The 11,741-nt window shown below is 43.9% G+C and carries 10 protein-coding genes; 7 read left to right on the plus strand and 3 right to left on the minus strand.

From position 1 onward, the window contains the following. Positions 1–9 precede the first annotated feature (9 nt). From spoT to gmk, 3 genes are all read right to left on the minus strand, one after another. Positions 10–2,139 carry a bifunctional GTP diphosphokinase/guanosine-3',5'-bis pyrophosphate 3'-pyrophosphohydrolase gene (gene spoT, locus HJG39_RS12560; RefSeq protein WP_268409585.1) on the minus strand — a complete coding sequence of 710 codons (2,130 nt, stop codon included), beginning with the start codon at positions 2,137–2,139 and terminating at the stop codon, positions 10–12. A gap of 118 nt (positions 2,140–2,257) precedes the next feature. Then, positions 2,258–2,530 carry a DNA-directed RNA polymerase subunit omega gene (gene rpoZ / locus HJG39_RS12565; protein WP_268409586.1) on the minus strand — a complete coding sequence of 91 codons (273 nt, stop codon included), beginning with the start codon at positions 2,528–2,530 and terminating at the stop codon, positions 2,258–2,260. A gap of 112 nt (positions 2,531–2,642) precedes the next feature. Then, positions 2,643–3,278 (minus strand): guanylate kinase, encoded by a 636-nt coding sequence (gene gmk, locus HJG39_RS12570; protein ID WP_268409587.1) that lies wholly within the window; start codon positions 3,276–3,278, stop codon positions 2,643–2,645. Positions 3,279–3,421: 143 nt separating this feature from the next. On the opposite strand from gmk, the gene HJG39_RS12575 reads away from it, so the two are divergent. The 7 genes from HJG39_RS12575 (at position 3,422) to HJG39_RS12605 (ending at position 11,724) form a co-directional block, all read left to right on the plus strand. Beyond that, on the plus strand, positions 3,422–4,093 hold the full coding sequence (locus tag HJG39_RS12575; RefSeq protein ID WP_268409588.1) for an alpha/beta hydrolase: 672 nt from the start codon (positions 3,422–3,424) through the stop codon (positions 4,091–4,093). 19 nt (positions 4,094–4,112) lie between these two features. Further along, positions 4,113–4,517: a DUF2914 domain-containing protein gene (locus HJG39_RS12580; RefSeq protein WP_268409589.1), complete on the plus strand. Its 405-nt coding sequence runs from the start codon at positions 4,113–4,115 to the stop codon at positions 4,515–4,517. A 127-nt stretch (positions 4,518–4,644) separates the two neighbouring features. Continuing rightward, the gene (gene hemC, locus HJG39_RS12585) at positions 4,645–5,574 is read left to right on the plus strand and encodes a hydroxymethylbilane synthase (protein WP_268409590.1); all 930 of its coding nucleotides are present in this window, start codon (positions 4,645–4,647) and stop codon (positions 5,572–5,574) included. Beyond that, positions 5,574–6,350 (plus strand): uroporphyrinogen-III synthase, encoded by a 777-nt coding sequence (locus HJG39_RS12590; RefSeq protein ID WP_268409591.1) that lies wholly within the window; start codon positions 5,574–5,576, stop codon positions 6,348–6,350. The genes hemC and HJG39_RS12590 overlap by 1 nt, the downstream gene beginning before the upstream one ends. A gap of 1 nt (position 6,351) precedes the next feature. Then, positions 6,352–7,515, plus strand: a complete 1,164-nt coding sequence (locus tag HJG39_RS12595) for a uroporphyrinogen-III C-methyltransferase (RefSeq protein WP_268409592.1) — start codon at positions 6,352–6,354, stop codon at positions 7,513–7,515. Continuing rightward, positions 7,512–8,684, plus strand: coding sequence for a heme biosynthesis HemY N-terminal domain-containing protein (locus HJG39_RS12600; RefSeq protein WP_268409593.1), 1,173 nt, complete (start codon positions 7,512–7,514; stop codon positions 8,682–8,684). The genes HJG39_RS12595 and HJG39_RS12600 overlap by 4 nt, the downstream gene beginning before the upstream one ends. A 94-nt stretch (positions 8,685–8,778) precedes the next feature. Further along, on the plus strand, positions 8,779–11,724 hold the full coding sequence (locus tag HJG39_RS12605; RefSeq protein WP_268409594.1) for a hybrid sensor histidine kinase/response regulator transcription factor: 2,946 nt from the start codon (positions 8,779–8,781) through the stop codon (positions 11,722–11,724). The last annotated feature ends 17 nt before the right edge of the window (positions 11,725–11,741 follow it).

Below are 11,741 nucleotides of genomic sequence, written 5' to 3' on the forward strand. Positions count from 1 at the left end.
AACGGGTTCCTAGTTTGATTGCTTATTTTGACTATGCCGTGAAACCGACTGAACTTCTGGCATGGTACGGATCTTACGCACAATTTTAGAAAAGTGATAACGGTTCTTAGTGGTCAGCTCTAAGTCGACGTAATAAACATTGCTTTCCTTTTCTTCCGTTTGTAATCCGATGATGTTGGAATCACACGCTGCAACACTATTGGTCAACGTAGCTAACGTCCCCTGATGATTAATAAGCTCAACACGAATTGCCGCTTTAAACTCACCAATCGCATCTTCTTCCCATTTCATAGGTAACACGCGATGTGGTTCTTCTCTCACCAATCGACGAATATTGCTACAACCCACTTGGTGAATCAGCATCCCCTTTCCGGGACTAAGCACAGCAATAATCTGATCATCTGGAATCGGGTGGCAGCAACGAGAGTAAGAAACCAATAGACCTTCGGTTCCTTGAATTGCAACATTGGTTTTCTTATCGCTAAGCACATCACTTTTCGTTTCATTACCAATCAAACGACGGGCAATAATAGCGCTCAACTCATTACCTAAACCAATATCAGCAAGTAGCGAGTAGAAGTCTTGGTGTTGTGTTTCACTAACGACCCGTTGAATTGACTCTTCTGGAATATCATCTAATTTTACCGATGAACCGAGCGCGTGACGTAATAGTCGCGTTCCCAGCGTAACCGCTTCTTCTGAACGTTGCTTTTTCAAGAATTGACGAATATGAGCACGGGCTTTGGCCGTCACCACAAAGTTCAACCAATTCGCGTTTGGATGTGCTCTAGGCGATGTAATAATTTCGACAGTTTGACCATTTTCTAATGGCTTATTAAGTGAGTAATTACTTCTATCGACTTTCACACCAACACAGGCATTACCAATGCCGGTATGCACAGCATAAGCAAAATCTACTGGGGTCGCGCCCATCGGCAATTCGATAATTTTACCCTCTGGGGTAAATACGTAAATTTCATCGGGGAAGAGGTCAGCTTTAACGTTTTCAATGAACTCGAATGAAGAACTGGCACTTTGCTGCAATTCCAAAAGCGATTGCATCCATTTACGCGCGCGCATTTGTGATGTGGTTGATTGGTTACTGTCGGCTTCTTTGTAGCTCCAATGTGCGGCAACACCTTTATCAGCCATCTCGTCCATATCCGCAGTGCGGATCTGAATTTCGACGGGGATGCCATGAGGACCGACCAAAGAGGTATGCAACGACTGATACCCATTCGTTCTAGGAATAGCCACGTAATCTTTAAAACGTCCCTCAATAGGCTTGTATAAGCCATGCATACAACCAATAACTCGATAACAATCGTCAACGGTATTTACCACTACACGAAAAGCATAAATATCCATTATTTGGTTAAATAACAGTTCTTTGTTTTTCATCTTGCGGTAAATGGAATACAAGTGTTTTTCACGGCCGATGACTTCTGCGGGAATGGCTTTTTCCTTGAGTCGACTAATGACTTCTTGACGAGTATTTTCGATAATTTCTTTTCGATTACCTCGTGCTTGCTTAACCGCCGTGTTAAGTGCGCGATAACGCATTGGGTGCATCGCCTGAAAGCCGAGGTCTTCTAACTCATTTTTAATTTCGTGTATACCTAAGCGGTGAGCTATAGGGGCGTAAATTTCGAGAGTTTCTCTTGCAATTCTGCGGCGCTTATCGGGACGCAACGCGCCAAGAGTGCGCATGTTGTGGGTACGATCGGCAAGCTTAATCAAAATGATGCGAATGTCTTCGACCATTGCCATCATCATTTTTCGGAAATTTTCCGCTTGCGCTTCCTTTTTGCTTCGAAATTGAATCTTATCGAGCTTAGATACCCCTTCAACTAATTCAGCTACGACTTCACCGAACTCACCTGCCAGATCCAGTTTTGAATAGTTGGTATCTTCGATGACATCGTGAAGTAGCGCTCCCATGATGGTTTCATGATCCATGCGCATGTTAGCTAGAATTCCGGCGACCGCCACGGGATGCGTGATGTAAGGGTCTCCGCTAGAGCGCATTTGCCCTTCATGTGCTTGTTTTGCAAGCACAAAAGCCGCCTCCACCCTTTTAACTTCTTGTGGAGGAAGGTATTCGCAAATTTTCTGTTTTAAACCTTCAAAGAGATACACGTGGGATTATGGAGATGTCAGTTACCTTAGGTACAGGATACGAGGATTTGTTGAGCTTGCAAAGGCTAAATGCCGGATAATACTCGGCATTTAGCAAATTAATAATGAGCAATTAAGATTATTGCTCTGAAAGAATGTTTCCAACGGAAGCAAACTCCATTTCTTCTTGAGCTTGCTTGTCTTGTAACTCAGCATTATCAAGGGAAGTTGCGGTCACTAAGCCTTTTTCAATTTCTCTAAGTGCAGTTACGGTTGGCTTATCGTTACCTACCGGAACAAGCGCATCTTTGCCTTCTGTAGCAAGTTGACGAGCACGGCGAGCAGCCACCATGATCAAATCAAAGCGATTACCAATTTTATCGACAGCATCTTCTACGGTTACGCGGGCCATGCAATTCTCCGTTGATAGTAAATCTATTTAAAAAAAGGTCGCGTAGTTTACTCATTTATTGAGCAATAGCCAAGTAAAAAACCGCGCCTTAAGTACATTTGCAATTAAATTGCTATTTCAGCAAATCATCAAACAAGGCTTTTTGCCGAAGCACTTGCCTTTCTTTACGTAAACGTTGGCTACATACAATAGCGTCAATATCTGCCAATGCCTTATCAAAATCATCGTTGACCACAATATAATCAAATTCGTGGTAATGCGAAATTTCCGCTTCAGCTTTCGCCATGCGCCCTGCAATCACGTCTTCACTATCTTGATTTCTTCCCGTCAAACGTTGCAATAGGGCTTGCTTGGATGGCGGTGCAATAAAGATGGTACACGCATCGGAAATTTGCTCTTTGACTTGTCGTGCGCCTTGCCATTCAATATCCAGAAACACATCAATGCCGTGTTGCAAAGTGCTTTCTATGGTTTCTTTCGATGTACCGTAGTAATTGCCAAACGCTTCTGCCCACTCAAAAAACACGCCTTTATCAATCAAGGATTTGAAGCTGTCTTGATCAACAAAATGATAATGTACGCCATCTTGCTCGCCGGGACGAGGCGCTCGCGTGGTATGGGAAACAGAAACTTGTACTTGTTGTTGGGCGTCGCTTTGATAACGCTCTAGCAACGCTTTAATCAGGCTGGACTTGCCCGCACCGGAAGGGGCAGAAAGAATGAATAAATTACCGGGGGTTTTTGACATAACAATTCGTTCGTTTTACATCATGATTCAAAACATCCCTTTATGATAACTTGCATTCATTCGGATGCGTAGTAAATTACAAGCTTCTTACATTCTCATTGTTTATTTTTTGTTTACAAGCCAGTCCCTAAAAAGGAGAAACCATGTCGGCTGAATTACTCCCTTTTGTCGAAGTGAACCCACAAACTCAACACGATGCAGTCGTTATCTGGCTTCATGGTCTAGGTGATTCAGGAAATGGTTTTGCACCGATTGTGCCGCAACTTAACCTACCTGCGGACCACAAAATTCGCTTTGTTTTCCCACATGCCCCTATCCGTCCTGTCACCATTAACAACGGTTTTCAAATGCGCGCATGGTACGACATCAAATCCATGAATTTTGAAGACCGCGCAGACAAAGCTGGCGTGCAGGAATCAACTGCGATGGTTGAAGCACTCATCGAATCTGAAATGGCTAAAGGCGTACCCGCAGAACGCGTTATTTTGGCAGGATTCTCTCAAGGTGGCGTCATTGCCTATTACCTTGGTGCTCGCTTGCAAAAGAAAATTGCAGGCATGATTTGCTTGTCTACCTATATGAGCGATAACCCGAGCACATTTTCTGAGTGGTCAGACACTAACAAAAACACGCCTATTTTTGCCGCACACGGTCAATTTGATGATGTTGTGCCTATTCAGCTTGGCAAAAACGCCTACACTAATATGAAAGACAACGGGTTTGCGATTTCGTGGAAAGAGTACCCAATGCAACATAATGTGTGTTTGGAACAACTACATGACATCTCCCGCTGGCTTCAAGAACGATTAGCCTAATATCGCCCGAGTATGTGTTATGCGTGATTTATTTAAGTTCATTGTAAACAGCGTTTTTATTTATACACTTTTGAGCCTCCAATTAGCCCATGCTGATATTGCTCGAAGTCAGTTAACTAGTGCAATTGAAGCGCGTGAACCAACCGATGATTTAACTGACTTTGTGCAAGGCAAAGCAGGGGAAATTACTACCGTTTATTTCTTTAACCACGTTACGAAAATGAACGGACAAACCGTTGTTCACAAATGGTTTTTAAACGGAGAAGAAAAGGCTGTTGTTCAGCTTCCAATTGGCAGTGATAACTGGCGCACTTATTCAAGCAAGCGCCTTAACAGCGTGTTACAAGGTCAATGGGAAGTGCAAGTTTGGGTCAATAACGAACAACGCCAAGCTCATAGATTTACTTTTGAAATACGGGATTAACGTCTCATCGGGTATTTCCTTTCACGCCGATTTAAGCGAACATGAAGTGTTAAGGAGTACCTTACGTGCCTCTTGTAAAACAAGGCACATCACCTTTATCAATTCACAACAAATATAGAGCAACCGAATGAGCAATAGGACTATCAGAATTGCCACCAGAAAAAGTGCCTTGGCAATGTGGCAAGCAGAATATGTACAAGCAAAGTTGCAGGAAAATCATCCCAACCTCACAGTTGAATTACTACCAATGAGTACGCAAGGTGACAGAATCCTTGATTCACCACTCGCTAAAATTGGCGGCAAAGGTTTATTCATTAAAGAATTAGAAATCGCCATGCAAGAAGGTCGCGCCGACCTTGCTGTACATTCAATGAAGGATGTCCCTGTTGAGATGCCAGAAGGTTTCGGGATTCATGTTATTTGCCCTCGAGAAGATCCTCGCGATGCGTTCGTCAGCAATACTTACAATAGCATTGATGAGTTGCCTCAAGGCAGTATCGTAGGCACTTCCAGCTTGCGTCGACAATGTCAGTTAAAAGCCAGCCGCCCCGATCTCATCATTAAAGACTTACGAGGCAATGTAAACACCCGTCTTGCAAAGTTAGATGAAGGCCAATTTGATGCCATTATTCTTGCATCAGCAGGGCTCATTCGCTTGGAAATGCCTGAGCGTATTCGCTCTTTTATTGAACCTGAACAGTCCCTTCCTGCCGTTGGACAAGGTGCTGTTGGCATTGAATGCCGAAATGATGATGCGGAACTTATCGAGATTCTGTCAGTCCTGCATTGTCAGGATACGGCACACCGAATCACTGCCGAGCGCGCCATGAACGCTAAGCTTCAAGGCGGCTGTCAGGTACCAATTGGCAGCTTCGCTCAGTTAGACGGAGACACTCTGCATCTTCGTGGATTGGTCGGAGCAACCGATGGAAGCGAGATTATCCGGGCGGCATATTCAGGAAAGGTTTCCGACGCAGTTTCCATTGGAGAAAACGTCGCCAATGACCTGATTGCACAAGGCGCAGATAAAATCCTCAGCGCATTACTTCACGACTAATGCATTACCTTGTTATTCGACCAGAAGAAAAATGTGAGCGAACGTGCGCGTATTTGACCGCGCACAATGTGAGTTGCACAGGATTACCGCTCATGCGGCTACAGCCGATGGAAAATGTAGAAAACATACTTTTACCAGCACTTCATGCTTTGAATAACAACGATATCATCCTTGTAACGAGTACCAAAGCCGCTGAAATAGCGGCTGATATTTTAAAAGCACAGCAGTCTTGCCCCGACTTCTCTACGCTGCATTGCTATGCGGTCGGACAAAGTTCCGCTTCCACTTTGTCCGAATTAGGTCATTTTAAAAGCCCCGAGATCGAAACCAGTGAGGGGCTACTAAACTTACTCTCCCCTGTTATTTCCTCATCAAAACAGTTCGCTAATAGTAAGAAACATCACCGCCCCCCCAAACGAGTGGTCATTTTAAAAGGTGAAGGGGGACGACAAACAATTAAAACAACATTACAACAGGTCGGATGTCTTGTTGTAGAATGTGATTTATACCGACGTCAAGCCATCACGCCGGAAAAAACAACAAGTCATTGGCAGCAGCAATCCGTCGATTGTATTATCGCAACAAGTGGTGAATTGATGCAGAATGCATTTAATAGCCTCCCCAATGATTGGCTTTGCGATAAACATTGGATTGTTGTCAGTGATCGCATGAAAGCCAAAGCCAAAGACTTTGGCATTAACAAACCGATTTTTGTTAGCCGTGCTGCAAATGACGCCGCGCTGCTTGAAGCGGTAAGACAGTTCCCAGAGGGTTAGTATGACTGAAAAGAATAACGAGAAAGCAGAAACAACTCTGTCATCCTCATCAGAGTCCCGCGTTGAGACAAAAGCCCAAGAGGCAACGTCCAGTAATACGCCTAAAAGCGCACCAAAAAAAACGACACAGCGTACTGTAGCGGCTCCCCGAAATACCAATAAGGGAACGGGTTTGGCGTGGTTTTTCGCCTTGGTTAATTTGGGGCTAATTGGGGCTGCGGGTTTTGCTGGGTACCAAGGTTGGCAATACTGGCAACAATATCAAGCCGATCAAAGTCGCCAAATCACTCAACTACAGAAAGCACAAAACCAACTTCAAACTGAATTGATCTCGCAATTAAATAGCGTACAGCAGCAGAATATTGATGCCATAAAAGAGCAGTTTGCTGGAATTCAGGGTAAACTCGGCGCACAAGATCAACGTATCGCAGAAATATTTGAACAAACTCAACGCCTTTCTGGCTCAAAGTCGAGTCACTGGCAAGTATCAGAAGCCGCTTTTTTATTGCGTATGGCAGGACGAAAACTGTGGTTTGAGAAAGATGCCGCAACATCAATTCAATTACTCAAGCTTGCGGATCAACAGTTAGCCAATATCACCGATTCGCGCTTATATCCAATTCGCCAAAAGCTTTCCCAAGATATTGCTCAGCTTCAAGCGCTTAATTACGCCGCCCCCACAAAAACGGCGATTCAAATTCAGGCGTTGTATCAACAAATCCCACAATTATCATTCATTCAACCCGGTAAACTGCAAACCCAAGGCGCCACCGATAAAAGCCTAAAAGATGAAGGTGCTTGGGCCCGCACTAAACGTTGGTTGAAAGATAATATTTTTGATGTCACTCGTCATGACAAGCCCATTTCGCCCTTTATTAGTGAACAGCAGCAATGGTTAGTTGCGGAACAGGTGAAATACCAATTGCTTATCGCCCAAAGTGCGCTTTTGCGAAATCAACAAACAATTTATCTCAACGCGCTAAAAGAAGTAGAAAATGCCTTTAACCGCTTTTTCGTGATGGATTCAGCACAAGGTAAAGCAACGCTAGAACAACTTACGCAATTGCAAAGCCACGAGTTCGAATCCGCTTACCCAGAGCAGCTTAGCTCAGAGCTCGCCTTAAACGACTTCATCAAGCAAACCGCTTTGGAGAACGCCTTATGAGACGCACGCTACTGATCGTTTTTCTGCTTGCAATAATGGCAGCCGGTGGCTTGTATATTGGGCCGCACATCGCTGCCAACAAAGGTTATGTGCTCATTGCGTGGCAAAGCTATACGATTGAGATGACGGCAATTTCAGCCGCATTAATCGTCCTTGCTGTGTGGATTGGCTTGTGGTTTTTAAAGAAGCTGTTAAAGAGCGCACTTGGCCTAGTATCTGGCTCACGCAATTGGTTATCTGGCCGATCTCAACGACGCTTGCAACAGGCGTTTCGTTCAGGACTCATCGCTCTTAATGAAGGTAATTTGGAACAAGCGAGAACGCAGTTAAAGAAAGCCACAGGCGCTGACTTTTCAGGTTTAAATTACCTTGCACTGGCTCAGGTTGAACGCCAATTGGGTCATGAAGACAAAGCTATTGAAGCTTGGCAAAATGCTCGAAACAACAACGCCTCCGTGGTGGCCGCCAGCATCCAATTGAGCCGGCATTATTTGTCTCATCAACAACCCGATGAAGCTTTGCTTATTCTGGCGCAACTTAACAATACACATCAAGTTAATCCCCAAGTCATTGAGCAATATGCCCAAGCCTTAGTCGCTAAAAAACAGTGGGTTACACTCAGCAAAAAGCTCAACGATTGGAAAAAACACCTCAGCAAAGATCAACTTCAGCGATGGCAAGAGCATGCAGCGCAAGGTACTTATGCAGAAATTGCTAGCAAGGAAGGGGCTTACCAACTAAAAGCAATGTGGGAGCAACAACCACGTAAAGCCCGCGCTGACGTGGCCAATCAGGTCGCATATGTTAAGCAACTGCTATCTCAATCTATGTATCAAGATGCCGAAGCTGCGTTGGTCTCATTTCAGAAAAAAGTATTGATCAACGAACTGTTTCCATTATTCAAAACATTGCGTCTGCCGAACCCAACGGCATCCATTAAACTCATAGAAAGTTGGCTCAAAAAGGATCCTGACAACCCAGAATTACTATCAACATTAGGATACCTAGCTTATCAGGCCGGTGATTTTGAACTAGCTGAAAAAGTTTTACGCAAGGCAATGAGCCTACGCAATGACAAGCATGACGTTCTACTTTTAGCGAAAGTTAAGGAAAATCAACATGACAGCAAAGGTGCATTAGCTTTGTACAAGCAATGTACTTTTGACTAACGAATGCGCTATGATTGGTCAATTAATTTAACAGTGCTTAAATTTATACCTAATCATTTAGCACCTTCTCACTTAACGAACCAGCACGAGCATTATGCAGCATAGTTATCTGTTTAATCCGTCCAAGACATTCTATGTTATTGCGGCGGTAATAGTGGCTTCCTTCTTCAAGGACCCACTGCAAGGATATTTCAGCATATTAGATGAAAACATCATCGAGCTAGGGCTGGGCGTTATAGTCATGGTGTCTTCGTTTCGTATGGCACGAAACAGCAATAATCTCGGCGAGCGCTTATTCTGGTTTAATATTCGCCTTGCCATGACACTTTGGTTTCTAACTAAACTGGGCATTTATATTTCAGCCCTCAATCGCTCCCTAGATGCGCAACTGAAAATAGCGGCTTATGGCTACTTCAGTTTCTTTATGGCACTGGTATTTGCGGTCATTCTAAAAAATTATCAAACCCGTCACAGAGAAGTGATTGCGCTACAACAATATGGTGCAATCTTCTTTGTCCTTGGCGTCTTTGCCTACTTAGTGATTATTCCAAGTCAAACCAGCCAAAATGAGTTTAGACAACTCTATAGTTCATATATGTTCTACATTGTGCTGGATGTGTACTTACTCTTTTTATTCTCAATAAAAGCACTCCAGAGCCGGCGCACTGATAGTTTTCGAACTTATTTCTGGCTAGGCTTTTCATCCTTAACCTTTTTGGTTTTGGACTCAACCGAAGTCATCCAAACGGCCGGACTCATGGAGCGCTTTTCGCATCCGCTTAGTCATACATTATGGTACATCCCCTATATTGGTTTTAGCATGGCGATGAACCCAAAGATCACCGCATTACCTAAAGCTGGGCGATCATTACCTTCTTGGCTACCTTCTCCGTTGTTAATTTCAGCCAGTGTACTACCCATTATTCACGCAACGGGGCATTCCCTCGGTTGGTTTTATGATGAAGCCGAAGTGAATAGGGAATGGTTATTAGTATTTTGGGTATTGAGCTTTATTTTACTTATCTCAAAACAAGAAAAGCATATTGTAGAGCGCTATCGACGCTTAAGAACGAAGTACGAAAGCCTGCCTCGTATCCAACAACAAGTCATTAAAATTAAGGCCAATCCATTTCCACAAATACTTCTGGATGCCTCCGGTAGAATTCGTTCCGCCAATTCTGGTGTATCAGACTTACTCGGCTATCATTTTAGCCAGTTACAGGGTCAGTTATTTAGTTGTATTTTCGAGCCTAATGATGCATTTGGTAAGTTATTCAGTGGGATGGAAACCAGCATTCACTCAGGCCAACGCTTAGTTAGCAATGCACAACGAGAGGTGACGCTACAAACCTCCACAGGCGTTTCTATTCCGTGCTACATGCGAACATTGGATGACGACGAAGGCAACTTACTTGTTAGCTTTGTGGATATATCTCCGCTTAAACAAGCAGAGAATCAAGCGTTATCTGTCAAAGACAAATTTATCGCCAACATTACTCACGAATTCAGAACCCCGCTGACCATTATTCAAGGCGCATTGGAAGAAGGAATTGATGCTGATCTTGCTCCCGAGTTAAAACACCGCATGCGCTCGGCGCTGAAAAATAACGCAAGAATATTGAAAATGGTGGAGCAACTGTTAATGCTGTCAAAGCTTACCAGTGCGCCAAAACTGAACGCCACACCACAGCCTCTTTCGGAAGTAGTACGCAACACTGTCGAACTATTTGGTCCGATTTGTGAGCATAAAAACATGACCTTCGAATATGAGCTCGTCGATAGTCTTTGGGCAAATATTCACGAAGATTCCCTTCAGCAGATCCTCTATAACCTGTTAAGTAATGCCTATAAATACACGCCACAAGGCGGCAATATTCAATTGAAGATGGAAGTTCATGGGAAGCTCCTCGCCATTATCGTATCGGATACTGGGCCGGGAATGGACGTTTCCGAAACATCCGAATTATTCGATCGCTTTAAACGCGCAGACAATGATGACTCCCTTAAAACATTTGGCGTCGGTATTGGCTTGTCGGTGGTGAATGAATTAGTGAATGCTCATTCATGGAAGATGTCAGTCAAATCCATCAAAGGAGAAGGTAGTAAGTTCATTATCGATATTCCTTTAACTGATGCGCCAAAAGAATTTAACGGTGAGATTACTCCAGTAACCTTCTTTGATGATGAAGCGCCCTTATTCACGCCCCGGCATGATGAGGAGGTTAACCCAGATGCCGATGCCAAGGATAAAAATCGCCTGCTTATCATTGAAGACAATGCTGATATGCAAGAGTATTTGGCCCACCTCACAGAACTTAATTTTGAAACGCAGATCGCCGGGCTTGGTAAGCAAGGGCTAGAAGAAGCTCAGGAGGCGATCCCCGACATCATTATTTGCGACCTAATGCTGCCCGATATTTCAGGTTTTGAGGTAGTTGAACAGTTGAAGTCGAACGATTTAACCGCACATATTCCGGTATTAATGCTTACTGCAAAAGCTGATATGGATACTCGACTCGAAGGCTTGCAAAAACAAGTTGATGATTACATGACCAAGCCCTTCCACTATAAGGAACTGCTTTTACGTTTACGAAACTTATTGTCTGCAAGAGAATCGCTCCAAGCGCGTCTTAAAACCCAGCTCTTAAGCGAAAAAGCATTTGGAACTCAAGCTGAGCCAAACAAAAAGAAACATACCGATAATGCCGCAGTGGCCAGTTTCCTTGAACGTTTAAACGCAGTAGTTGAAAAGCACTACCAAGATGAAGCTTTTAATATGGGAGACTTAGCCGGACATTTGGGTCTAAGCGAACGCCAACTGCAACGTAAGATGAGAGGATTACTGAGTCTTACTCCGGGTGAGTATTTAAGGGAATACCGCCTAATTAAAGCCAAGGAGCTGTTGCAAACAGGTATACAAGTTGGATTGGTCGCCGATCAAGTAGGCTTCTCAAGCCAAGCCTACTTCACCAAGTGTTTTAAAGAATGGTTAGGTGAAACGCCTAGTGCTTACCAAAAGCAGGAACAAATCTCTCCCTAATTCAACCTTCGACAAGC

The organism is Alteromonas sp. a30 (genome assembly GCF_026788005.1).
Classification (GTDB): domain Bacteria; phylum Pseudomonadota; class Gammaproteobacteria; order Enterobacterales; family Alteromonadaceae; genus Paraneptunicella.

What these genes read in the sequence shown, in the direction of transcription:
- hemC (WP_268409590.1), top strand. Translation starts at nt 4,645, where the DNA reads ATGAGCAATAGGACTATCAGAATTGCCACCAGAAAAAGTGCCTTGGCA.
- HJG39_RS12600 (WP_268409593.1), top strand. Translation starts at nt 7,512, where the DNA reads ATGAGACGCACGCTACTGATCGTTTTTCTGCTTGCAATAATGGCAGCC.
- rpoZ (WP_268409586.1), bottom strand. Translation starts at nt 2,530, where the DNA reads ATGGCCCGCGTAACCGTAGAAGATGCTGTCGATAAAATTGGTAATCGC.
- HJG39_RS12580 (WP_268409589.1), top strand. Translation starts at nt 4,113, where the DNA reads ATGCGTGATTTATTTAAGTTCATTGTAAACAGCGTTTTTATTTATACA.
- HJG39_RS12575 (WP_268409588.1), top strand. Translation starts at nt 3,422, where the DNA reads ATGTCGGCTGAATTACTCCCTTTTGTCGAAGTGAACCCACAAACTCAA.
- HJG39_RS12590 (WP_268409591.1), top strand. Translation starts at nt 5,574, where the DNA reads ATGCATTACCTTGTTATTCGACCAGAAGAAAAATGTGAGCGAACGTGC.
- gmk (WP_268409587.1), bottom strand. Translation starts at nt 3,278, where the DNA reads ATGTCAAAAACCCCCGGTAATTTATTCATTCTTTCTGCCCCTTCCGGT.
- HJG39_RS12605 (WP_268409594.1), top strand. Translation starts at nt 8,779, where the DNA reads ATGCAGCATAGTTATCTGTTTAATCCGTCCAAGACATTCTATGTTATT.
- HJG39_RS12595 (WP_268409592.1), top strand. Translation starts at nt 6,352, where the DNA reads ATGACTGAAAAGAATAACGAGAAAGCAGAAACAACTCTGTCATCCTCA.